This window comes from Allorhizobium sp. nf9_anc, assembly GCF_056323085.1.
On the sequence record NZ_CM150481.1, the window covers coordinates 2,115,980 to 2,139,105 of the forward strand.

Annotated in this window: 18 protein-coding genes; 10 read left to right on the forward strand and 8 right to left on the reverse strand. The window is 61.1% G+C overall.

What is annotated here, in order from left to right:
• The first annotated feature begins 145 nt into the window (after nucleotides 1-145).
• From topA to rpmG, 5 genes are all read left to right on the forward strand, one after another.
• Nucleotides 146-2,848, forward strand: a complete 2,703-nt coding sequence (gene topA / locus AC02Y0_RS10230; protein ID WP_476383729.1) for a type I DNA topoisomerase — start codon at nucleotides 146-148, stop codon at nucleotides 2,846-2,848.
• 137 nt (nucleotides 2,849-2,985) lie between these two features.
• Entirely contained in the window at nucleotides 2,986-5,205 is a 2,220-nt protein-coding gene (gene rnr, locus AC02Y0_RS10235; RefSeq protein WP_476384006.1) for a ribonuclease R, read from the forward strand.
• Between the two features lie 22 nt (nucleotides 5,206-5,227).
• Nucleotides 5,228-5,662 carry a DUF983 domain-containing protein gene (locus AC02Y0_RS10240; RefSeq protein ID WP_476383730.1) on the forward strand — a complete coding sequence of 145 codons (435 nt, stop codon included), beginning with the start codon at nucleotides 5,228-5,230 and terminating at the stop codon, nucleotides 5,660-5,662.
• A gap of 256 nt (nucleotides 5,663-5,918) precedes the next feature.
• A complete protein-coding gene (locus AC02Y0_RS10245; RefSeq protein ID WP_476383731.1) occupies nucleotides 5,919-7,100 on the forward strand; it encodes an MFS transporter in 1,182 nt (393 codons plus the stop codon).
• Between the two features lie 90 nt (nucleotides 7,101-7,190).
• Nucleotides 7,191-7,358, forward strand: coding sequence for a 50S ribosomal protein L33 (gene rpmG / locus AC02Y0_RS10250; RefSeq protein WP_003547442.1), 168 nt, complete (start codon nucleotides 7,191-7,193; stop codon nucleotides 7,356-7,358).
• A gap of 760 nt (nucleotides 7,359-8,118) precedes the next feature.
• On the opposite strand, the gene AC02Y0_RS10255 is transcribed toward rpmG, so the two are convergent.
• Entirely contained in the window at nucleotides 8,119-9,492 is a 1,374-nt protein-coding gene (locus AC02Y0_RS10255; protein ID WP_476383733.1) for a PleD family two-component system response regulator, read from the reverse strand.
• A 12-nt stretch (nucleotides 9,493-9,504) separates the two neighbouring features.
• Entirely contained in the window at nucleotides 9,505-9,876 is a 372-nt protein-coding gene (locus AC02Y0_RS10260) for a response regulator (protein ID WP_102019694.1), read from the reverse strand.
• A 139-nt stretch (nucleotides 9,877-10,015) separates the two neighbouring features.
• On the opposite strand from AC02Y0_RS10260, the gene AC02Y0_RS10265 reads away from it, so the two are divergent.
• The 5 genes from AC02Y0_RS10265 to AC02Y0_RS10285 all read left to right on the forward strand — a co-directional run bounded on the left by AC02Y0_RS10265 (nucleotide 10,016) and on the right by AC02Y0_RS10285 (nucleotide 14,495).
• Nucleotides 10,016-10,309 carry a DUF3572 domain-containing protein gene (locus AC02Y0_RS10265; protein ID WP_444557903.1) on the forward strand — a complete coding sequence of 98 codons (294 nt, stop codon included), beginning with the start codon at nucleotides 10,016-10,018 and terminating at the stop codon, nucleotides 10,307-10,309.
• Nucleotides 10,309-10,944: a hypothetical protein gene (locus tag AC02Y0_RS10270; protein WP_476383734.1), complete on the forward strand. Its 636-nt coding sequence runs from the start codon at nucleotides 10,309-10,311 to the stop codon at nucleotides 10,942-10,944. The genes AC02Y0_RS10265 and AC02Y0_RS10270 overlap by 1 nt, the downstream gene beginning before the upstream one ends.
• 89 nt (nucleotides 10,945-11,033) lie before the next feature.
• On the forward strand, nucleotides 11,034-12,317 hold the full coding sequence (locus tag AC02Y0_RS10275) for a DNA polymerase IV (RefSeq protein WP_476383735.1): 1,284 nt from the start codon (nucleotides 11,034-11,036) through the stop codon (nucleotides 12,315-12,317).
• A gap of 8 nt (nucleotides 12,318-12,325) precedes the next feature.
• Nucleotides 12,326-13,123 carry a YoaK family protein gene (locus tag AC02Y0_RS10280; RefSeq protein ID WP_476383736.1) on the forward strand — a complete coding sequence of 266 codons (798 nt, stop codon included), beginning with the start codon at nucleotides 12,326-12,328 and terminating at the stop codon, nucleotides 13,121-13,123.
• Between the two features lie 139 nt (nucleotides 13,124-13,262).
• Nucleotides 13,263-14,495 (forward strand): L,D-transpeptidase family protein, encoded by a 1,233-nt coding sequence (locus AC02Y0_RS10285; protein ID WP_476383737.1) that lies wholly within the window; start codon nucleotides 13,263-13,265, stop codon nucleotides 14,493-14,495.
• A gap of 3 nt (nucleotides 14,496-14,498) precedes the next feature.
• Here AC02Y0_RS10285 and dnaE read toward each other — a convergent pair whose 3' ends face one another.
• From dnaE to mce, 6 genes are all read right to left on the reverse strand, one after another.
• Entirely contained in the window at nucleotides 14,499-17,999 is a 3,501-nt protein-coding gene (dnaE, locus tag AC02Y0_RS10290) for a DNA polymerase III subunit alpha (protein WP_476383738.1), read from the reverse strand.
• Nucleotides 18,000-18,341: 342 nt separating this feature from the next.
• A complete protein-coding gene (locus AC02Y0_RS10295; protein ID WP_102019688.1) occupies nucleotides 18,342-19,031 on the reverse strand; it encodes an ABC transporter ATP-binding protein in 690 nt (229 codons plus the stop codon).
• A gap of 14 nt (nucleotides 19,032-19,045) precedes the next feature.
• The gene (locus AC02Y0_RS10300) at nucleotides 19,046-20,353 is read right to left on the reverse strand and encodes a lipoprotein-releasing ABC transporter permease subunit (protein ID WP_476383739.1); all 1,308 of its coding nucleotides are present in this window, start codon (nucleotides 20,351-20,353) and stop codon (nucleotides 19,046-19,048) included.
• Between the two features lie 63 nt (nucleotides 20,354-20,416).
• Entirely contained in the window at nucleotides 20,417-21,739 is a 1,323-nt protein-coding gene (gene proS, locus AC02Y0_RS10305; protein WP_476383740.1) for a proline--tRNA ligase, read from the reverse strand.
• Between the two features lie 511 nt (nucleotides 21,740-22,250).
• Complete coding sequence (locus AC02Y0_RS10310) at nucleotides 22,251-22,523, reverse strand: DUF1467 family protein (protein WP_476383741.1); 273 nt, start codon at nucleotides 22,521-22,523, stop codon at nucleotides 22,251-22,253.
• A 153-nt stretch (nucleotides 22,524-22,676) separates the two neighbouring features.
• Nucleotides 22,677-23,081 (reverse strand): methylmalonyl-CoA epimerase, encoded by a 405-nt coding sequence (gene mce / locus AC02Y0_RS10315; RefSeq protein WP_476383742.1) that lies wholly within the window; start codon nucleotides 23,079-23,081, stop codon nucleotides 22,677-22,679.
• Nucleotides 23,082-23,126 lie beyond the last annotated feature (45 nt).

Genomic DNA, 23,126 nt, shown 5'->3' on the forward strand with positions numbered 1-23,126 from the left:
TCAGGGTTATTGCATGGGTTCTAATCCACGATCTTTGGTCTCAGCCTCTTGACCGCAGGCGTTTCGCCCTCCATGTCGGAAAACCGTGTTCCGAAGACTGTGGTGCGGTGCCGCGGATCGGATGCGTTGAAGGTACATCTGTCCAATGAACGTCGTAGTCGTAGAATCCCCAGCCAAGGCCAAGACGATCAACAAGTATCTGGGTCCCGGATACAAGGTGCTCGCCTCGTTCGGCCATGTGCGCGATCTGCCAGCCAAGGATGGCTCCGTTCTGCCGGACCAGGATTTCGAGATGTTCTGGGAGGTCGACACGGCCTCGCAGAAGCGGATGAAGGACATTGCCGATGCGGTGAAGTCCTCTGACGGACTGTTTCTCGCGACCGACCCGGATCGCGAAGGGGAAGCCATTTCCTGGCATGTGCTCGACCTCCTGAAGAAGAAGCGCGTGATCGGCGACAAGCCGGTGAAGCGCGTCGTCTTCAACGCCATCACCAAGAAGGCCGTGCTCGACGCCATGGCCAATCCGCGCGACATCGACACGCCGCTGGTCGATGCCTATCTCGCGCGCCGTGCTCTGGACTATCTCGTCGGCTTCAATCTCTCGCCGGTTCTCTGGCGCAAGCTTCCCGGCGCTCGCTCCGCTGGCCGCGTGCAATCGGTGGCGCTGCGTCTCGTCTGCGACCGCGAAACCGAGATCGAACGCTTCGTTGCTGAGGAATACTGGAATATCTCCGCGCTTCTGAAGACGCCGCGCGGTGACGAGTTCGAGGCGAAGCTCGTTTCGCATCAGGGCAAGCGCATGCAGCGCAACTCGGTCACCAATGGTGATCAGGCAGCCGGCATCAAGGCCCTGCTTGAGGGTGCAGCCTTTGCCGTCGACAGCGTCGAGGCAAAGCCGGTCAAGCGCAATCCGGGCCCGCCCTTCACCACCTCCACCCTACAGCAGGCGGCGTCCTCTAAGCTCGGCTTCTCAGCATCGCGCACCATGCAGGTGGCGCAGAAGCTTTATGAAGGCATCGATATCGGCGGTGAGACCGTCGGTCTGATCACCTATATGCGTACCGACGGCGTGCAGATGGCGCCGGAAGCGATCGAGGCTGCCCGTTCGGCTGTTCTCGATCAGTTCGGTCCGCGCTACGTGCCGGAAAAGGCGCGCATCTATTCGACCAAGGCTAAGAACGCCCAGGAAGCCCACGAAGCGATCCGCCCGACCGACTTCAACCGCTCGCCGGACAAGGTGCGCCGCTTCCTCGATGGCGACCAGCTGCGTCTCTACGACCTGATCTGGAAGCGCGGTATCGCGAGCCAGATGGCGTCTGCCGAAATCGAGCGTACGACAGTCGAGATCCTGGCTGACAACAAGGGCGACAAGGCCGGGCTTCGCGCCGTCGGCTCGGTCATCCGCTTTGACGGCTTCATTGCCGCCTATACCGACCAGCGCGAAGAGGGCGAACCGGCGGAGGACGGCGACGACGAGGATGGCCGTCTGCCGGAGATCAATGCCCGCGAGGCATTGGCCAAGAACAAGATCAATTCGAGCCAGCATTTCACCGAGCCGCCGCCGCGTTATTCGGAAGCCTCGCTGATCAAGAAGATGGAAGAGCTCGGCATCGGCCGTCCGTCGACCTATGCCGCGACGCTGAAGACGCTCAGCGACCGCGAATATGTCATCATGGACAAGCGCAAGCTAATCCCGCATTCCAAGGGACGGCTGGTCACGGCCTTCCTCGAAAACTTCTTCACCAAATATGTCGAATACGACTTCACGGCCGATCTCGAAGAGAAGCTCGACAAGATCTCCGCCGGTGAGCTGAACTGGAAGGACGTGTTGCGCGCCTTCTGGCAGGACTTCTTCGCCCAGATCGAAGATACCAAGGAACTGCGCGTCACCAATGTGCTTGATGCCTTGAACGAGGCTCTCGCCCCGCTGGTCTTCCCGAAGCGCGAAGACGGGTCTGATCCGCGCATCTGCCAGGTCTGCGGCACGGGCAATCTTTCGCTGAAGCTCGGCAAATACGGCGCATTCGTCGGCTGCTCGAACTATCCGGAATGTAACTTTACGCGTCAGCTATCCTCTGAAGGTGGTGCCGAGGCAGAGGCCAATGGCAGCAACGAGCCGCGGGCACTGGGCAAGGATCCGGTGACCGAGGAAGAGATCACGCTGCGCTCCGGACGTTTCGGACCTTACGTCCAGCGTGGCGATGGCAAGGAAGCCAAGCGCTCCTCGCTGCCGAAGGGCTGGGCGCCGGCTGACATCGACTTCGAGAAGGCGCTCTCGCTGCTGTCGCTGCCGCGCGACGTCGGCGCGCATCCGGAAACCGGCAAGATGATCTCGGCCGGGCTCGGTCGCTACGGACCCTTCGTGCTGCATGACGGCACCTATGCCAATCTCGAAGGCATCGAAGACGTGCTGTCGATCGGCCTCAACCGCGCCGTCACCGTGCTTGCCGAAAAGAAAGCCAATCTGGGCGGCCGTGGCCGCACAGCAGCGGTGGCTCTCAAGGAACTCGGCGACCATCCCGATGGTGGCGCGATGACCGTTCGTGATGGCCGTTTCGGCCCCTATGTCAATTGGGGTAAGGTCAACGCTACTTTGCCGAAGGGCAAGGATCCGCAGGCGATCACCGTCGAGGAAGCGCTTGTGCTGATCGCCGAGCGTGCCGCCAAGGATGGCGGCGGCAAGGCCAAGGCAAAGAAGGCTCCGGCCAAGGCTGCCAAGGCAAAGTCGGAAGACGGTGCAGCGGCAAAGCCGAAGAAGGCTGCCGCCAAGCCAAAGGCGACAGCCGCCAAGAAGGCTCCGGCCAAGGCCGCTGCCAAGGCGAAAACAACAAAGAAGAGTGCGACTTGAGCAAGAGATTCCGCGCCCCCTCCGAGACACCCGGCTCCGGCAACCGCAAGAGCCGGCGTGCGGAAGGCGCGGCCAAGGCCAGGAGCGAGAACCCCACCGCCCTGATCCACGGTGAAGTCCCGCCACGTGAAGTGCTGATGCAGTTCATCACGGACAATCCGGAGCGCGCTTCGAAGCGGGAGATCGCCAAGGCCTTCGGGCTCAAGGGCGAACAACGCGTCGAACTCAAGCAAGCGCTCAAGGATCTCGAAAACGACGGGTTGGTGCAGAAGAGCCGCAAGTCTCTGACCCGACCGGGCGCCCTGCCCCCGGTCACGGTGCTCGACATCACCACCCGCGACAAGGACGGCGAGCTGATCGGCCGCCCGGCGGAATGGCCTGATGAGGCCGGTGCGGCTCCTGCCGTGCTCATCCGCCAGTCGAGCTCGGACCGCTCGAAGGGCAAGACGCCCGTCGGCGGCCTGGGCGACCGGGTCCTTGCCAAGATTTTCGCCAACAAGGACCGCTCCGGGCCTGCCTATACGGCCCGCGTGATCAAGATCCTCGACCGTCAGGTCGGTGCGGTCATGGGCGTCGTGCGGATGATGCCGGATGGTGGCGCACGCCTGATGCCGATCGAACGGCGCGGCGAGGAAATGCATATCGACTCGACCGATATCGGCGAGGCCAAGGATGGCGATCTGGTCGAGGTGGAAGTCGGGCGTGCCAGCCGTCTTGGGCTGACGCGGGCCAAGGTGCTCAACGTCGTCGGATCGGTCGCCTCGGAAAAGGCGATCTCGATGATCGCGATCCATGCGCATGGCATTCCGCATATCTTCCCGCAATCGGTGATATCAGAGGCCGAAGAGGCCAAGCCCGCCTCCATGTCGCATCGGGAAGACTGGCGCGACCTGCCGCTCATCACGATCGACCCGCATGATGCGAAGGACCACGACGACGCCGTCTTTGCCGAGCTCGACACCTCGCCCGACAATCCCGATGGCGTGATCGTGACGGTGGCAATCGCCGACGTCTCCTATTACATTCGGCCTAAATCGGCGCTGGATCGCGAGGCGCTGAAGCGCGGCAATTCCGTCTATTTCCCGGACCGCGTCGTGCCGATGCTTCCCGAACGGATCTCCAACGATCTCTGCTCGCTGCGCGAGGGCGTCGACCGGCCGGCGCTTGCCGTGCGCATGGTCTTCTCGCATGAGGGCCGCAAGGCGAGCCACACCTTCCACCGCATCATGATGAAGAGTGCTGCCAAGCTCTCCTACCAGCAAGCACAGGCGGCGATCGACGGCAAGACGGACGAGAAGACCGGCCCGCTGCTGGAGCCGATCCTTAAACCCCTGTGGCATGCCTATGAGGTGATGAAGCGCGGGCGCGATCGGCGCCAGCCGCTCGAGCTCGATATGCCGGAACGCAAGATCATTCTGCGGGAAGACGGCACGGTCGACCGCGTGCATGTTCCGGAACGTCTCGATGCGCACAAGCTGATCGAGGAAATGATGATCCAGGCCAACGTCTCGGCTGCCGAGACGCTGGAGAAGAAGCGCCAGGCGCTCATCTACCGCATTCACGACGCGCCGACGCTTGCCAAGCAGGAAGTGCTGCGCGAGTTCCTCGCCACGCTCGGCATGTCGCTGGTCAAGGGCGGCAATATGCGGTCCAATTCGTTCAACGGCATTCTGGCCAAGGCGCAGGACACGCCGCACCAGACCATCGTCAACGAGATGGTGCTGCGCAGCCAGAGCCAGGCGATCTACAGCCCCGACAATATAGGCCATTTCGGCCTCAACCTGATGAAGTACGCCCACTTCACCTCGCCGATCCGCCGGTATGCCGACCTGATCGTGCACAGGGCGCTGGTGGGGTCTCTGGGCTTGGGCGAAGGTGGGATCACGCCAGACGAGGAAGCGAGCCTCGAGGATATCGCAGCCGAGATCTCGACTTTCGAGCGCCGCGCGATGGCCGCCGAGCGTGACACCGTCAACCGACTGATCGCGCATCACCTTGCCGGGCGCATCGGTGATGAGTTCGAGGGACAGATCCGGGGCGTGACGAAGTCCGGTCTGTTCGTCGCCCTGCCGCAATTTGGCGCAGATGGCTTTATCCCGGTTTCAACACTGGGCCGGGACTACTATATCTACGACGAAGCGCATCAGGCCCTGACGGGCGAAAAGTCCGGGCTCGGTTACCAGCTCGGTGATACCGTCGAGGTCAAGCTGGTGGAGGCCGTGCCTCTTGCTGGTGCGCTGCGCTTTGAAATGCTGAGCGAGGGGCGCAAGATGCCAGCGGGCACGCGGTCCTTCCACAAGTCGGGACGACGTGGCCAGAAACAGCCAGGCACACGCCCGCCGCGCTCGCGACGTTGACACTTTCGCCCCGGAGGCAAACATGACCGCCAACCAGACCCATGTGACGATCCAATACGGCGCAGAGGAGAAGATCGAACGTCCGCTCGGCCGGTCGATCAAGCGCGGCATGCTGAACCAGTGCCCGGCCTGTGGCTCGGGCAAGCTGTTTCGCAGCTATCTGAAGGTCGTCGACAACTGCGGGGCCTGCGGCGAGGACTATCACCATCATCGCGCGGACGATCTGCCGGCCTATTTGGTGATCCTGATCCTCGGCCACGTGCTCGTCGGCGGCTTCATGGCGACCGATCTGGTCTTCGTCCTGCCGGCCTGGGTGCATTTCGCAATCTGGGCGCCGATCGGCGTGGTGACCTCGCTCCTTTGCCTGCAGCCGATCAAGGGCGGCGTCGTGGGCTTGCAATGGGCTCTGCGCATGCATGGCTTTGGCGGCGAGACTGACGACGTCGAGCCGTCCTGACGGCCGGCTTGAGCCCACAAAAAGCCGTCACCTGACTTTGGTCGTTTACCGATAGGACTGAGATTTACGGTACACCGTGATTCGCGGTGCCGGGTGCCAAGCAACTTGACAGTCGGACCATTTCCAGTCTGAACATGCCGCGCCGATCATGGACGCCTCGGGAGCTCGTAAGCGAAAATGCCATTGACCATGCCGACATCTTGCCCGCAGCCGGCCGCTGTCTCCCCCGAGGTCCAGTCGGTTCGCGAGGTGACAGATGTCTGAGACCAATGGGCTGAACGGTCACCGCGAGGAAATCCACTGGCCTTCGCTGGTTGCGGCCATCTCGGCGATCTCCGCCGTCGGCATTGCGATCGGCCTTGGCCTTCCACTGCTCAGTATCATCCTGGAAAAGCGCGGCATCTCGTCAACCCTGATCGGGCTGAATTCCGCGATGGCCGGCATTGCCGCCATGGCGGCAGCACCCGTCACCACCAAGCTTGCACACAAGCTGGGCGTCGTGCCGACCATGCTGTGGGCGGTCGTGCTGTCCGCCATCAGTGCCATCGGTTTCTACTATGCCACCGAATTCTGGATGTGGTTCCCGCTGCGCATCGTCTTTCATGGCGCGACGACCACACTCTTCATCCTGTCCGAATTCTGGATCAATGCAGCGGCTCCATCGCGCAAGCGCGGGCTTGTCATGGGTATCTACGCCACCATGCTGGCGGTCGGCTTTGCCTGTGGCCCCCTGCTCTTCTCCGTGCTCGGCAGTGATGGCCTTCTTCCCTTTGCGGTCGGCGCCATCGCCATCATGGCCGCTGCCATCCCCATCTATATCGCGCGAAACGAAAGCCCTGTCCTGGGCGACAAGCCGGAGATGCATTTCCTGCGATACATCTTCCTGGTACCGACCGCGACGGTGGCCGTCTTCGTGTTCGGAGCAGTCGAGGCGGGCGGTTTGTCGCTCTTTCCGATTTACGCGACCCGCACCGGCTTCACGGAGACGGAGGCAGCCCTGCTGTTGACCGTGATGGGCATCGGCAACATGGTCTTCCAGATCCCGCTCGGGCTTCTCTCGGACCGCATGCGCGACCGGCGCCTGCTCTTGTCAATCCTCGCGGCCGTTGGCCTTGCCGGCTCGCTAACGCTTCCGTGGCTGTCGGGCCATTGGCATCTGATGGCGATCGTGCTGCTGTTCTGGGGCGGATGCGTGTCTGGTCTCTACACCGTGGGCCTCAGCCATCTCGGTTCGCGACTCACTGGCGCTGATCTCGCAGCCGCCAATGCCGCCTTCATTTTCTGCTATGCGGTGGGCACAGTTGCTGGTCCACAGGCCATCGGGGCTGCCATCGACATCACCGGGAATGACGGATTCGCCTGGGCAATCGCGGGTTTCTTCGCACTCTACGTGGTGCTTTCCCTGGGTCGCCTGCTTTTTCGCCCGAAACGCACTTGACTTTTCGGGCGCGATTTGTAGTTTCGCGCCAGATTTGCCGTGGGCCTCGTTCGGTCGTCCACGGCTTCGTTTATTAGAGGCAGGACGACCATGGCCAAGGCTACAACCATCAAGATCAAGCTTCTGTCGACGGCTGACACGGGTTTCTTCTACGTTACCACGAAGAACAGCCGCACCATGACGGACAAGATGACGAAGACCAAGTACGACCCGGTTGCTAAGAAGCATGTCGAGTTCAAGGAAACCAAGATCAAGTAAGACTTGATCTCAGGCTTTTCAAAAAAGGCGTGCCGCTTCCTGCGGCGCGCCTTTTTCTTTTGGCCTGTTCCCTGCCCCACCACGCCGATCGACATGAGCCCAAACGAAAAACACCGGCCTCCTTGCGGAAACCGGTGTCTTTACAATAGGGGGTCGGTCGGCATGTGACACGGCACGAGGAACCGTTTTGACGTCGCATACCAACCGACCGACCCCACGACCCAGGAGATGCGGCGGACCTGAGCATCATGGGGTATCCAGAACCTCCGTAGAGGCCTTGTCTGCTGGGTTCAAGTTCTCCCAAGTAGAGACAAAAATCAACAGTTTATTAACTGGTTGGCCGAACATCGCTTCAATATGGTTAAATTAGCCTCCTTTGAACTTGCGATATGCAGACGATAGTCAGTTCTACACACATTAAAACTTGAGAATACCGTCAGTGATTTCTCGAAAGCTCAAGATTAGTTTTGAGCCCGCAGAGAGAGAGCCGCGCGACCGGCATGTCTTCCCCACGAAGCAGAGCCTAATATTCAATTAAATACAAAACAGACTAAGCACATGTGGGCACCTGTGGGCTGAGGCCAACCTCCCGGACGCCAAAGACTATTCCGAAGGCAAGAGATAACTCCCTTTGTAACTGCTCAAAAACGCAGCAAGATTTGACCGGCATGCCCATGGGACCGGCACGGAGAAATCTGTGTACATTGTCTGTGATTGCTGTCCGACTTTGCGGACTGGAGGCTTTGCTGAATGGCTCGGGTCAGGCTGCCGCGGCGACAACCCTGTTGCGGCCGGAATTCTTGGCCTCATACAGGGCGCGGTCCGCCTGCTTCAGGAGCTGCTCCGGCGTGTCGACGCCCGGGCCCAATGTGGCAATGCCCATGGACGCCGTCAGCATCAAAGGGGTTTCACCGGACCGCAGCTGGAAGGGCCGCGCCTCGATCATGCCACGCAGCCGCTCGGCAACGGAGGCTGCCATTTCCGCTGGCGTGTCTGGCATGACGACGACGAACTCCTCGCCACCGAAACGGCAGGCGAGATCGGCGCCGCGCACGGTGGAGCGGATTCGACCGGCAAACTCCTTCAGCACCTCGTCGCCGGCATCGTGGCCATAGACGTCGTTCACCTGCTTGAAGCGGTCGATATCGGTGATGCAGATCGTTAGCGGTCGGCCACGGACCTTGGCGCGGGCAAAGAGCGTGCGCAGATGCGTGTCGAGATAGCGGCGATTGTGGAGGCCTGTCAGTCCGTCGGTGACAGCGAGTTCGATTGTCTGGCGGACACTGTTGCGCAGGCGATCATTGTAACGCTTGCGGCGAACCTGGGTGAGCGTGCGGGCAATCAGCTCGTTGGGATCAAGCGGCCGGACGATATAGTCGTTCACGCCGAGGTCGAGCGCGCGGATAATCATCTGTTCGTCGCCCTGCTCGGTGATCAGCAGGATCGGGATGAAGCGGGTACGCTCCAGCGACCGGATCTGCGAGCACAGACGGAGGGGATCGTAGTCGTCGAGATTGCCGTTGACGATCACGAGATCGAAGGCGTTTTCGGCCGCTTCAAAGACGGCTGCTTGCGGATCGGACATGGCCGCGACTTCGGCGATCGGCTTCAGGGCCTTGATGATGCGCTCCTGGGAGGCGCCGCGACTATCGACCAGCAGAACCTGCGCCTGCTCTTCCAGCCGGCCATCCTGGAGCCGCAGCACGTCGCCGATGCCCGCCTCGCGGGTTGTGTCGTGACGCATGCGCAGTTCATCGCTCAGCGTCTTCAGACGGACCAGGCTTTTCACACGGGAGATGAGCTGCAGGTCATTGACCGGCTTGGTCAGAAAATCATCGGCACCGGCTTTCAGGCCGCGAACACGGTCTGACGGCTGATCGAGTGCGGTGACCATGACAACAGGGATATGGGCCGTGCGTGGATTGGATTTCAGGCGCTCGCAGACTTCAAAGCCGTCCATCTCCGGCATCATGATGTCGAGCAGGATGACATCAACCTGAGTCCGGTCACAGATATCGAGCGCGTCGCGACCATTGCTCGCGGTCAGGACGTCGAAATACTCCGCCATCAGCCGCGCTTCGAGCAGCTTCACATTGGCAGGGATGTCGTCGACGACCAGGATGCGGGCAGTCATGTCACTTAATCCTCACGCATCTCCGAGATAGGTCTTGATCGTCTCGATGAATTTCGGAACGGAAATCGGCTTGGAAACATAGGCCTCGCAACCACCCTGGCGGATACGCTCCTCATCGCCCTTCATCGCAAAGGCGGTGACGGCGATTACGGGGATGACGTGGAGCTCAGGATCGTCCTTCAGCCACTTGGTGACCTCAAGCCCTGATACTTCCGGCAACTGGATATCCATCAGGATGAGATCGGGATGATGGCGACGCGCGAGATCCATGGCTTCCATGCCATTGCGGGTCTGCACGGTTTCATAGCCGGATGCCTCGATCAGATCGCGGAAGAGCTTCATATTCAGCTCATTGTCTTCGACAATCATCACCTTTTTCGGCATTCACCCGGTCCCTTGTCCCGCGCTTGAAGGCTTCCGGGGAATGGGTTTCCCGGCGCGAGTTGTTTCTTCCGTCATCAAGCATGCTAGTGCAATTTGGTTTCGAAATCGGTAATTTGCCAGAGCAACAGGAAAAGACTTTATGAAAAACAGAGATATACCGGCCGATGCCGAAGCGACTGCCGTGGCAGTGCTCGGCTGGCTGGCCAATGAACCGGATATGCTCTCGCGTTTCCTCTCGCTGTCCGGCGTTCAGCCAGGACAATTGCGCCAGGCGGTGGGCGACCCGGCGTTCCTTGCGGGCATGCTGGAATTCCTGATGCAACACGAGCCGACACTGATGGCATTTTGTGAGGCGACCGAAACCAAACCCGAATCGGTGGTTGAGGCGTATCACCGCTATGCCGGTCCGAGCTTCGATTCGGCAGACTTCTGATGCTGACGGATCTCGATCACATCCGTCTTTCGGATCGGCCACTTGTTGTCTGCGACGTTGATGACGTTGTGCTGCAGTTCGCAACACCCTTTGAGGCCTTCCTCGAAACGCGCGGCCACCGGCTTTTGCCCCGCTCTTTCAAGCTGACCGGCAATATCGTGAACGGGACCGACGAAAGCGTGGTGGAAGCGCCTGCGGTCAAGGCGCTGATCGACGACTTCTTCATGGAGCAGGAGCGCTGGCAGACACCGTTTGCCGATGCTGTCGACAGTCTTCATGGTTTGGGCAAGGATGCCGATCTCGTCTTTCTCACCGCAATGCCACCGCGCCATGCCGAGGTGCGGCGCCGCTTGCTCGACCAATTGACGCTGAGCTTCCCGATGATTGCCACCGAGGAAGCCAAGGGGCCGGTGCTGGCCGCTCTCCATGGCGCGAGGCCCCTGCCCGTCGCCTTTGTCGATGACATGGTCCACAATCTGCACTCGGTCGGCGATCATGTGTCCGATTGCCTGCTGGTCTATTTTCCGCCGCCGCTGGAGATCTTCCGCTTCGCGCCCAAGCCGCAGGAGACAGTCCAGCGTGTCGAGACCTGGCCGGAGGCGGCCACAGTGATCAAAGCGCATTTCGAAGCTTAGTGACGGCAAGCCGGGGTCATTGCCACGGGGTCTCTTGCCTCGCCTCGTTGACCGGCCTATGGTCGAAATGTTCAACCTTTGTTCCTGCCATGACCCGCGTCGACCCTGTTCATTCCGGCTTCTGTCGAGACTGCCTGACCGGGCAGGCTGAAGCTGCGCGCCGTTGCCGATCCTGCGGCAGCCCGAGGCTCGTCTACCATCCCGAACTCTTTGATCTTTCGATCGCCCATATCGACTGTGACGCCTTTTATGCCTCGGTGGAGAAGCGGGACAATCCGGACCTGATCGACAAGCCTGTTATCATCGGTGGTGGCAAGCGTGGGGTTGTCTCCACCGCCTGCTATGTGGCGCGCATCCACGGCGTGCGCTCGGCCATGCCGATGTTCAAGGCGCTGGAAGCCTGTCCGCAGGCGGTGGTGATCCGGCCCGACATGGAGAAGTATGTGGCGGTTGGTCGCCAAGTACGGGCCATGATGGAGGAACTGACGCCGCTCGTGCAGCCGATCTCGATCGACGAAGCTTTTCTCGATCTGAGAGGCACGGAACTGCTGCATCATGACCCGCCGGCACGGGTGCTCGCCCGGCTTGCCCGACGCATCGAACAGGAGATAGGGATTACCGTCTCCGTCGGTCTCTCCTACTGCAAGTTCCTCGCCAAGGTCGCGTCCGATCTGCAGAAGCCGCGCGGCTTCTCGGTGATCGGCGAGGCAGAGGCTCTGACATTCCTGGCGGACAGGCCGGTGACGATGATCTGGGGCGTCGGCAAGGCATTTGCGGCGACGCTGCAGGCGGATGGCATCAGGACGATCGGACAGCTGCAGATCATGGACGAGACCGAGCTGATGCGGCGCTACGGCGTCATGGGGCAACGCCTCGCGCGGCTATCCCGTGGCATCGACGATCGCACCGTGCATCCGAACGACCCAGCCAAAAGCGTTTCGGCAGAGACCACGTTTTTCGAGGACATCCACCGGCTTGACGACCTCGTCATCCATTTGCGCGCGCTTTCCGAGAAGGTTGCCTGGCGGCTGAAGCGCCACGAGATTGCCGGGCAGACTGTCGTCCTGAAACTGAAGACCGCCGACTTCAAACAGCGCACCCGCAACAGGCGGCTGGATGATCCGACACAGCTTGCCGACCGGATCTTCCGGACGGGCATGGCACTGCTGGAGAAGGAGACGGACGGGACGAAGTTTCGCCTGATCGGGATCGGGGTCAGCGACCTCGGGGATCCCGCACGCGCCGATCCACCCGATCTCGTCGACGAACAGGCGACGCGGCGGGCAGCGGCGGAAGCGGCGATGGACAAATTGCGCGACAAGTTCGGCAAGGGTACCGTGCAGACGGGTTATACCTTCCCATCCAAACGATAGGCCCACCCGTGACGCATACAGCCATCGGTATCGACAAAGACCAGCCTCGGCGAACCGGCAGCCAGACCGGGCGGCTGCGGCTGTTTCGGATTACCGCCGCCCATCGACGCACGGGCCGCAACGACCTGATGCTTGGCGCAATCCTCGCCTTCGTCGCCGGCGCCATGAATGCCGGCGGCTTCCTCGCAATCGGGCACTATACCTCGCATATGACCGGCATCGTCTCCTCGATCGCCGACAACCTGGCACTCGGGATCTTTGGCCTTGTTGGCTCAGGCATCGCACTGCTGCTCAGCTTCACGCTCGGGGCTGCCTGCTCGGCCATCCTGATCAACTGGGCACGGCGCCATGCGCGGCGACAGCAATATGCCTATCCGCTGGCGCTCGAATCCGGGCTGCTCATTGCCTTTGCAGGGATCGGCGCGGTCGTTTCCCCTGCTGCCGCCGCTCCGGTTACCGCGGTGCTGCTCTGCTTCGTGATGGGCCTGCAGAACGCGACGATCACCAAGATATCGGGCGCGCGGATCCGCACCACCCACCTCACCGGCATGATCACCGATATGGGGATCGAGCTTGGTAAGCTCGCCTATCGTGCGCTCGCCCGTGTTCTCGACCACCCACCGATCGTGGCTGACGGCCGAAAGCTCTCCATTCTGCTGCCGATTGTCGGCATGTTCTTCCTGGGCGGGCTTGTGGGGGCGCTGGGCTTCAAGCATCTCGGCCATGCGTTTTCGCTGCCGATCGCTGCTCTGCTGCTGGCGGTTGCCTCTCCGCAGCTTAGGCCACGCCCGACTGCTGGCCTTTGATCTCGAAGCTCGATGTGACATCTGTGGACAATTGATCACAGCGACGTGACAGGGCAAAGCGCCGCCGTTTCACAAAACTTTTCTTAAACATCGTCTCATACACTTCGAGCGTTCAGTTTTGCGTTTCAAGTGGTCGACCATGTTCCAGCGTTTCGTCCTTGCCTTCAGCCTTTCCCTCATGGCCAGCACGGCTCTTGCCGCAGACGGCCCCCTGCAGATCTATGTGTCCAAGGCGGACCAGACGCTCACCGTCTATGACGGCGATGTGGTGGTGGCGACATCGAAGGTCTCGACCGGCAAACCGGGCCATACGACGCCATCGGGCATCTTCTCGATCCTGGAAAAGCGCAAATATCACGAGTCCAACCTCTATTCGAACGCGCCCATGCCCTTCATGCAGCGGCTGACCTGGTCCGGCATCGCTTTGCACGAGGGGAAGGTGCCGAACCATCCGGCCTCGCATGGCTGCGTACGGCTGCCGAATGGGTTTGCGAAGACACTCTTTCAGATGACCGAGCGCGGGGCGCATGTAATCATCACCGATGATCCGGTGGCGCCGCGGCCGATGACCCATGCCAACCTCTTCACGCCGAGGCTACCCGTGGACGACGGAGGGCTGCTGTCGGATGTCGAATTGCGTCCCGGGCGCGTGGAGGCCGGGCTTAAACCGGTGGAAGTGGCGATGAATTCCGTGCCGCCGCGCAGCGGGGCCGAGGCGAAGCTGGTGATCGAGGAACCGCCGCCGCTCCGGATCCTCATCACCCGCCGCACCCAGCGTGATGTGGCAATGGACGTCCAGCGGCTGCTGAACCACCTCGGTTTCGACGCCGGCATTCCGGACGGCTTGCTGGGCACGCGTACGATTGCAGCGATCAAGGCCTTCAAGGAAAAACATGCCGTCGCCAAGGACGGCGAGATCCTGTCGAAGCCTTTCCTCGCCGCGCTCTATACCGAGGCCGGCGAAGACCATCCGCCGATGGGTCAGTTGATGATCCGGCAAAAGTTCCAGCCGCTCTTTTCTGCGGCGATCGATATCAAGGAACCGGAAAAGGCGCTCGGCACGCATTTCCTTGAGGCTACCGCCGTCGACCGCTTCAAGCGCAAGGCCGACTGGCGCGGCGTGACGCTGGACGACCACCTGGCCGCCTCCACCCAGAAACGGCTCGGCATTACCGAGCCGGCAGACGACCCTGCAATCTTCACGGCTGAAGCCGCGCTCTCGCGGATCGTCATTCCGGACGAATTGCGCGCCCGCATCGAGACCATGCTGAGCGAGGGATCGTCCATCACGATCCAGGATACGGGCCTTGGACCCGAGACTGGCGATGGCACGGATTTCATCACGGTGACCCGGAGCAAGCCGCGGGTTTAAGCCTCACACAAGCTCCACATCGAGCACGCCTGGAGTTGAGCGCATGGCGGCGGCGATTTCCGGTGAGATGCGGAAGCGCTCTGTCAGTTCGACCTCGATCTCGCGCTGTCCCTCGTCCTTGATGACGATGAAGGAGACGAGGCCGTCGCCTCTCGCATTCAGACGCGCTGCCACGGCGCGCAAGGGGCCGGAATCGCGGACATAGACGCGCATGGCCTTCTGCATGCGGATCGACTGCTCTTCCAATGACTGAGCCGTCTGGACACGCAGGCCAATGCCCTCGGGGCGCTCCTCGGCCTGAACGGTGAGCACCAGCGACTTACCGGGCTCCAGCAGATCGCGGTACTGATTGAGCCCTTCGGAGAAGAGCACCGCTTCATATTGTCCGGAGGCATCCGAGAAGGTGATGATGCCCATCTTGTTGCCGGTTCGGGTCTTGCGCTCCTGGCGGGAGATGACGGTGCCGGCGAGACGGCCGGCGGAAGCGCCCTGCTTCACCGCGACCGAGAAATCCGCAAAATTCTGGACGCGCAACTTGTCGAGCAAATCCCGGTAAGCATCGAGCGGATGGGCGGACAGGTAGAAGCCGAGCACCTGGAATTCACGCATCAGCTTTTCCGAGGAGAGCCAGGGCGTATAGGGCGCAAAGGCGATCCGCTCGGGGCCGCTTGCACCGCCAGAGCCAAACATGTCGGACTGGCCGCTGACGGCATTTTCCTGGGCGCGCTGGGCATAACCCATGATGCGGTCGATGCTGCCGACGAGTTCGGCGCGGTCGCGACCGAAGCAATCGAAGGCGCCGGCGGCGATCAGGCTTTCAAAGACGCGCCGATTGATCTGCTTCGGGTCGATCCTCAGGCAGAAATCCTCGATGCTCTCGAAGGGCGCCTCTCCGCGCACCTGGACGATATGGTCGACCGCACCTTCACCGACACCCTTGAGGGCGGCGAGCGCGTAGTAGATCCGGTTCGGCCCGGTCTGGAAGTGCCGGTAGGAGGTCTGGACCGAGGGGGGCACGACTTCGATGCCAAGGCGGCCGGCGTCCTGGCGGAAGTCGACCAGCTTTTCGGTGTTCGACATGTCGAGCGTCATCGATGCGGCGAGGAACTCGACCGGATAATGCGCCTTCATATAGGCCGTCTGATAGGAGACGATGGCGTAGGCTGCAGCGTGTGACTTGTTGAAGCCGTAGTTCGCGAACTTCGCCAGCAGTTCGAAGATGTTGTTTGCCTGCGGCTTGGAGACGCCATTCTTCATCGCGCCGTCGACGAAACGGGCCGACTGCTGGTCCATCTCCGCCTTGATCTTCTTACCCATGGCGCGGCGCAGAAGGTCGGCTTCGCCGAGCGAATAACCCGACAGGACCTGCGCGATCTGCATGACCTGTTCCTGGTAAACGATAACGCCCTGCGTTTCCTTGAGCAGATAGTCGATCTTCGGATGGATCGAGGCGACTTCTTCTTCGCCGTGCTTGCGGGCGTTGTAGACCGGGATATTCTCCATAGGACCCGGGCGATAAAGCGCCACCAGCGCGATGATGTCCTCGATGCAGTCGGGCCGCATGCCGATCAGGGCCTTGCGCATGCCGGCACTTTCCACCTGGAAGACGCCGACCGTTTCGCCGCGTGACAGCATCTCGTAGGTCAAGGTGTCATCGAGCGGGATGGCTGCCAGATCGACCTTGATGCCGCGCTGCTCCTCAACGAAGTCGACGGCCGTCTTCAGAACCGTCAGCGTCTTCAGGCCGAGGAAGTCGAACTTCACGAGGCCGGCCTGTTCTACCCACTTCATGTTGAACTGCGTGACCGGCATGTCGGAACGCGGATCGCGATACATCGGCACCAGCTTCGATAGCGGGCGGTCACCGATCACGATACCGGCGGCGTGGGTGGAGGCGTGGCGGTAAAGGCCTTCGATCTTCTGGGCGATTTCGAGCAGACGCGCGACAACAGGCTCTTCGGCGGCGGCCTCCTGCAGCTTGGGCTCCTCCTCGATCGCCTTTGACAGAGGCGTCGGGTTGGCCGGATTGTTCGGCACGAGCTTGCAGATCTTGTCGACCTGGCCATAGGACATTTCGAGCACGCGGCCGACGTCGCGCAGCGCCGCGCGGGCCTGCAGCGATCCGAAGGTGATGATCTGCCCCACCTGCTCGCGACCGTATTTCTTCTGCACGTAGCGAATGACCTCTTCGCGACGTTCCTGGCAGAAGTCGATGTCGAAGTCGGGCATTGAGACGCGTTCCGGATTGAGGAAGCGTTCGAAGAGAAGCGAAAACCGCAGCGGGTCGACGTCAGTAATCGTTAGTGCATAGGCGACCAGCGAGCCCGCACCCGAACCACGGCCCGGGCCAACCGGGATGTCATGCTGCTTCGCCCATTTGATGAAGTCCGCAACGATCAGGAAGTAGCCGGGAAACTTCATGCGCTCGATAACGGAGAGCTCGAATTCCAGGCGTTCGCGATATTCTCTCTCTTCGTAGCCGGGCGCCATGCCGAGGGCTGCAAGACGGTGGTCGAGCCCCTCCTCCGCCTGACGGCGGAGTTCGAGCGCCTCTTCGCGTTCGGCTTCTTCCGGATCATCGCTGCCGCCGGTGAAGCGCGGCAGGATTGGCTTGCGGGTATCCAGCACGAAAGAGCAGCGACGGGCGATCTCGACCGAATTCTCCAGCGCCTCCGGCAGATCGGCGAAGAGCTTCATCATGTCCGCCCGGCTCTTCAGGTAGTGATCCGGCGTCAGGCGGAAGCGGTCGTCATTCGAGACGATGGCGTTGTGGGCGACGGCCATCAAAGCGTCATGGGCGTCATAGTCGTCACGCGACGGGAAAAAGGCCTCGTTGGTTGCGACCAGCGGCAGGTCATGTTCATAGGCGAGCTGCACCATGCGCCGCTCATGAGTACGGTCGTAATCACCGTGGCGCTGCAGCTCGACATAGAGGCGATCACCGAACAGTCGCTTCAGCGACAGAAGACGGCTTTCGGCCTGGGCCTTGTGGCCATCCTTGAGGATACGATCAATTGGTCCGCCGCCCGCGCCCGTGAGCACGATCAGGCCTTCGGTCCCGCTCTCCTCGAGCCAGGAGAGCTTCACATGGGTCGGCTGACCCGCATCGCCGCCGAGATAGGCACGGCTGACGAGATCGACGAGCCGCTCATAGCCATCGGCATCCGACGCCAGGACGACGACGGCCGGCAGATCAGGCATATGGCCATTGCCGCCACGCTTCTCGCCGGTCGAATCCTCCATGTCGATCGACAGCTGGCAACCTATGATCGGCTGTATGCCATCGCCGAGCGCCTTCTGGGAGAACTCGAGCGCGACGAAGAGATTGTTGGTGTCCGTGATCGCGATCGCCGGCTGGTCGTCGGCGACTGCCTTGCCGAGGATCTTCTTGAGCGGCAGGGCGCCCTCAAGCAGCGAATAGGCGGAATGCACCCGCAAGTGCACAAAACCTGGGCCATCACCCAGTCCACCGGACGCCTGCCTGTCGACGTTGTCCTCGCCCATACCGCTTCATTCCTCATTACCTGAATCGGTCGGGATTTTCGGTCTTTGCGGCTGTGAAGTCCAGAAGGAAGTCGGGCGGCAAGAGCTTGGTCACCAGCTTTGCCGCTCCGGAATGTCAGAGCGCCATCATCAGCAAAGCCATGCTGGATACGAAAACCGCCATCGAGGCAAATGCAGCAACGTCACGAAGAATTTCGGTCATTTCTGTCTCCTTGTCCCTTTATGTTTTTAGTTTGTTCTTCTCTTGTTCCAATGTCAACCTAAAAAAACCGCAGCCTCGGTGGAACAAAATCCACCGAGGCGCAGCGGCATCAGGAAAGGAAAGAAAAAAGGGGACTGAGATCAGACGTCGAGTTCGACGACCTTGCCGTCGACCAGGGTCACGCAGCGGTCCATCCGACGGGCGATGTCGTGATTGTGGGTCGCGATCATGGCTGACAGTCCCGACTGGCGTACCAGCGCCTCAAGTGCCGAGAAGACGTAGCTTGCCGTTTCCGGATCAAGATTTCCGGTTGGCTCGTCGGCGAGCAGCACGAGCGGCGCATTGGCGACGGCGCGGGCGATTGCCACACGCTGCTGCTCACCGCCGGAGAGTTCGGCCGGACGATGTTCGGCGCGATGGCCGACACGCATGTAGTCGAGAAGCTGCTTGGCCCGTTCCGCGGCTTCGCCCTTGGACAGGCCAGCAATCAGCTGCGGCATCATGACGTTTTCCAGTGCCGAGAATTCCGGCAGGAGGTGGTGAAACTGGTAGACAAAGCCAACCGACTTGCGGCGGATCGCAGTGCGCTCTTCGTCACCGAGCTCCTGGCAGGCGACGCCACCAAGTGTGACCTCACCGCCATCAGGATGCTCAAGCAGGCCGGCGACATGCAACAGCGTCGACTTCCCCGTGCCCGAGGGTGCGACCAGTGCGACCGTCTCACCGGTCCGAAGCGTGAAGTCGGCGCCCTTGAGGATCGACAGCACTGTCTCACCCTGACCATAATGACGATCAATGCCGGCGAGCGAGAGAACCACGTCTTTTGCCATTGAATTCGGCATCCTCATTCGTAACGCAGGGCTTGGACGGGATCCAGGCGCGAGGCCCGCCAGGCCGGGAAGATGGTGGCCATGAATGACAGGCTGAGCGCCATGATTACCACGGACACGGTTTCACTGGCATTCATGTCGGCCGGCAGCTGGCTCAGGAAATAGAGTTCAGGATCAAAGAGCACGGTGCCCGAGACCCAGGAGAAGAACTGCCGGATGCTCTCGATATTGAGACAGACGACCACCCCCATCACGACACCGGCAAGCGTACCCGCCGTGCCGATAGCTGCCCCGGTCATGAAGAAGATCCGCATGATCGCGCCTGAGGTCGCCCCCATGGTGCGCAGGATGGCGATGTCGCTCGACTTGTCCTTCACCAGCATGATCAAGCCCGAGATGATGTTGAGGGCCGCCACAAGCACGATCAGCGTCAGGATCATGAACATGACGTTGCGCTCGACCTGGAGGGCGGAGAAGAAGGTCTGGTTGCGCTGGCGCCAGTCGGTGAGGAAGATCTGGCGACCGGCGGCTTCCTCGATCAGCGGGCGCAGTTCATCGACGGCATCAGGATCAGCGATGAACAGCTCGATCGACTGAACGATGCCTTCGACGTTGAAATAGAGCTGCGCCTCCTCGAGCGGCATATAGATGATCGAGGCGTCGTATTCGGACATGCCGATCTCGAAGATCGCCGAAACCGGATAGGATTTGACGCGCGGATTGACGCCGAGCGGCGTGACGTCGCCTTCCGGCGAGACCAGTGTGATGGTGTCGCCGGCGGAGAGCCCGAGCTGGGCTGCCATGCGCGATCCGATCAGAACGCCCTGCCCCGTGGCAAAGCCGACCATGTCGCCCGAACGGATGTTGGACGACACGACCGACAGCTTGGTGAGATCGTCAGGACGGATGCCGCGGACGAGAGCGCCGGTGCCGGCACCTTCTCGACCGGACGCAAGCGTCTGCCCCTCGACCAGCGGAAGCGCCATGGTGACACCCGGGACAGCGGCGAAGCGCTCGGCGAGACCGGCATAGTCGCTCAGCGGCTGGTCGACCGCCTGGACGATCATGTGGCCATTGATGCCGAGAATGCGCGACACAAGTTCGGTGCGGAAACCGTTCATCACCGCCATGACGATGATCAGGGTCGCCACACCGAGCATGATGCCGATGAAGGAGAAGCCGGCGATCACGGAAATGAAGGCTTCCTTGCGGCGGGCGCGCAGATAGCGCCAGGCCACCATGCGCTCAAAGCCGGAAAAGGCACGCGCCGATCCAGCCTTGCCCGTTTCCACCGTCTCGTTGCCAGCGGCCGTCGTCGCCATGGTCTCTCCTTGCCTCGGGATCCCGGTTTCGGTCACCCAACCTCAATCCGGCCTGAGTTTACCTCAGGCCGTCAGCTTGTTGATCGCGGCTTCGATCGTCAGCGTCTCGCGAGCGCCGGTCTTGCGATCCTTGAGCTCGACCTCGCCGGCGGCAACAGCGCGCGGACCGGCGATGACCTGCGTCGGAACACCGATCAGGTCTGCTGTCGCGAACTTGGTGCCCGCACGATCGTCGGTGTCGTCATAGAGCACGTCCTTGCCGGCGTTCTGCAGGGCGACATAGAGACGATCGCAGGTGGTGTCGCAGCCTTCGTCGCCCGGCTTCATGTTGATGACAACGGCATCGAAAGGCGCGACCGAGGCCGGCCAGATGATTCCGTTCTCGTCATGCGAGGCTTCGATGATGGCGGGAACAAGGCGCGTCGGGCCGATACCATAGGAGCCCATGTGGACAAGGTGTTCCTTGCCATCCGGACCCTGCACCTTGGCGCCCATCGGCTCAGAGTATTTGGTGCCGAAGTAGAAGATGTGGCCGACCTCAATGCCGCGCGCGGAGAGACGTTCAGTCTCGCCGATGGCGTCGAAGGCGGCTTCGTCATGCATTTCCGACGTGGCGGCATAGACCGAGGTCCACTTGTCGAAGATCGACTGCAGGCCATCGACGCTGTCGAAATCGGTGTCAGCGGCCGGAATGTCGAAATCGACGAAGCTCTTGTGGCAATAGACCTCGGACTCACCGGTGTCGGCGAGGATGATGAATTCGTGGCTGTGATTACCGCCGATCGGGCCGGTGTCGGCGCGCATCGGGATGGCGCGCAGGCCAAGGCGATCGAAGGTGCGCAGGTAAGCGACGAACATCTTGTTGTAGGAATGGATGGCGTCGGCCTGGGTCAGGTCGAAGGAATAGGCGTCCTTCATCAGGAACTCGCGCGAGCGCATGGTGCCGAAGCGCGGGCGGATCTCGTCTCGGAACTTCAGCTGGATGTGGTAGAGGTTGAGCGGCAGGCTCTTGTAGGACTTCACCGACGAGCGGAAGATGTCGGTGATCATCTCCTCATTGGTCGGGCCGTAGAGCATCGGGCGGTCCTGCCGGTCGCGAATGCGCAGCATTTCCTTGCCGTAATCCTCGTAACGGCCGCTTTCCTGCCAGAGTTCTGCAGACTGCAGCGTCGGCATGGAAAGCTCGATGGCGCCCGCACGGTTCTGCTCTTCGCGGATGATCGCGTTCACCTTGTCGAGCACGCGCTTGCCGAGCGGCAGCCAGGAATAGATGCCCTGGCTCTGCTGGCGGATCATGCCCGTCCGCAGCATCAGGCGGTGGGAGACGATCTCGGCTTCCTTGGGGTTTTCCTTCAGGATCGGCATGAAATAGCGCGACAGACGCATAACGAATTCCAGATGGTTGTCGATGCCGCCAGATCAGCGGAATCAGCGATTGAAACGGGTTGTCAGGAAGCGTTCATAGCCGGTTGAACATGAGAAGAAAACCCGCAAGCGCCGTTCGGAGCGCTCGCCCACAGACAGGCCTTGGCTAAGGCCATTCTGGATTGGTGGACGACCGTGCGCGGGCCGACAAACACGAGAAAACCGGTGCTTAAGTGACCGCCATGCGACAAAACGATGACGTTAATTTTTTTTGGATGAGTGTAACAATTCTGCAAGATTCAGGGGTGACAACGGTCACTGATTGGGCTAGGTTCAGCCCATAAAAGAGGCAGGGAGTACAAATCTTTGCCACACTCGCGGTCAAGTCTTGGGAGGATCAGATCTAGGCGCGCCCGTTCGCAGCCCCTTAATTGGTGAAGGATCACGCGAAGCTTCGAACAAGGTCTTTTGACCTTGTTTTTTTTTGCCTTGTTGTCAGATTTGCTAGTTCTGGCTGCCTAAGGGCGGCCTTTTAAGACTCGACGCCCGGCATGATGATCGGCAGGTCCTTGAAGCCGATGCCGAAATAGGTGCCGGCAACATACCAGGCGCCATAGATCAGACCTGAAACAACAGTCGTGGTGAGGAAGATCCGGGCCGCCCGGAATCGGGTCGGAGCGCTTGCCACCGTACCAGGCACGACATTTTCGTCCTCATCCTGGGTGCGCAGGCCGATTGGCAGGACGGCGAACAGGGTCAGCCACCAGATCACAAAATAAACCGCCAGTCCCGACAGGATCGCCATGATGTCTCGCTCCAGACTTGATCCGGCATAGGCTCGCGCGCTCCTGCCGTTTATCACCCTATAATCGCGGAAACCGGCGGGCACAAAGACAAAAGCGTCGCAGGCAGCCGCGCTCCCCGATCAACAAGATATCAGCACTGCGTGATTGCAGCGTCAGACCTGTTCGAGTTCAATGAGAGTGCCGAAGAAATCCTTCGGATGAAGGAACAGCACCGGCTTGCCATGGGCGCCGATCTTGGGCTCACCGCTTCCGAGCACGCGAGCGCCGGTGGCAGAGAGCTGGTCACGGGCGGCCAGGATGTCGGTCACCTCGTAGCAGATGTGGTGCATGCCGCCGGATGGGTTCTTTTCCAGAAAGGCCGCAATCGGGGAAGCTTCGCCGAGCGGCTCCAGCAGTTCGACCTTGGTGTTTTCCAATTCGACGAAGACGACGGTCACGCCATGTTCTGGCAGGGCCTGTGCCTGGGACACCTTTGCGCCGAGCGTATCACGATAGCTTGCGGTCGCGGCCGTGAGATTCGGGACAGCGATGGCGATGTGATTGACGCGGCCGAGCATGGTTTCCTCCTGGCGTTGCGGGCAAAGATTAGGTCATCCCTGCCC

Excerpts from the sequence above, each read along its gene's own strand:
- proS (WP_476383740.1), bottom strand. The coding sequence starts at position 21,739 with ATGCGTCTGTCGCGCTATTTCATGCCGATCCTGAAGGAAAACCCCAAG.
- AC02Y0_RS10275 (WP_476383735.1), top strand. The coding sequence starts at position 11,034 with ATGACCCGCGTCGACCCTGTTCATTCCGGCTTCTGTCGAGACTGCCTG.
- AC02Y0_RS10270 (WP_476383734.1), top strand. The coding sequence starts at position 10,309 with ATGCTGACGGATCTCGATCACATCCGTCTTTCGGATCGGCCACTTGTT.
- AC02Y0_RS10310 (WP_476383741.1), bottom strand. The coding sequence starts at position 22,523 with ATGGCGATCCTGTCGGGACTGGCGGTTTATTTTGTGATCTGGTGGCTG.
- AC02Y0_RS10245 (WP_476383731.1), top strand. The coding sequence starts at position 5,919 with ATGTCTGAGACCAATGGGCTGAACGGTCACCGCGAGGAAATCCACTGG.
- dnaE (WP_476383738.1), bottom strand. The coding sequence starts at position 17,999 with ATGGGCGAGGACAACGTCGACAGGCAGGCGTCCGGTGGACTGGGTGAT.
- AC02Y0_RS10240 (WP_476383730.1), top strand. The coding sequence starts at position 5,228 with ATGACCGCCAACCAGACCCATGTGACGATCCAATACGGCGCAGAGGAG.
- AC02Y0_RS10295 (WP_102019688.1), bottom strand. The coding sequence starts at position 19,031 with ATGGCAAAAGACGTGGTTCTCTCGCTCGCCGGCATTGATCGTCATTAT.
- AC02Y0_RS10260 (WP_102019694.1), bottom strand. The coding sequence starts at position 9,876 with ATGCCGAAAAAGGTGATGATTGTCGAAGACAATGAGCTGAATATGAAG.
- mce (WP_476383742.1), bottom strand. The coding sequence starts at position 23,081 with ATGCTCGGCCGCGTCAATCACATCGCCATCGCTGTCCCGAATCTCACG.
- AC02Y0_RS10265 (WP_444557903.1), top strand. The coding sequence starts at position 10,016 with ATGAAAAACAGAGATATACCGGCCGATGCCGAAGCGACTGCCGTGGCA.
- topA (WP_476383729.1), top strand. The coding sequence starts at position 146 with ATGAACGTCGTAGTCGTAGAATCCCCAGCCAAGGCCAAGACGATCAAC.
- AC02Y0_RS10300 (WP_476383739.1), bottom strand. The coding sequence starts at position 20,353 with ATGGCGACGACGGCCGCTGGCAACGAGACGGTGGAAACGGGCAAGGCT.
- rnr (WP_476384006.1), top strand. The coding sequence starts at position 2,986 with ATGCAGTTCATCACGGACAATCCGGAGCGCGCTTCGAAGCGGGAGATC.
- rpmG (WP_003547442.1), top strand. The coding sequence starts at position 7,191 with ATGGCCAAGGCTACAACCATCAAGATCAAGCTTCTGTCGACGGCTGAC.
- AC02Y0_RS10255 (WP_476383733.1), bottom strand. The coding sequence starts at position 9,492 with ATGACTGCCCGCATCCTGGTCGTCGACGACATCCCTGCCAATGTGAAG.
- AC02Y0_RS10285 (WP_476383737.1), top strand. The coding sequence starts at position 13,263 with ATGTTCCAGCGTTTCGTCCTTGCCTTCAGCCTTTCCCTCATGGCCAGC.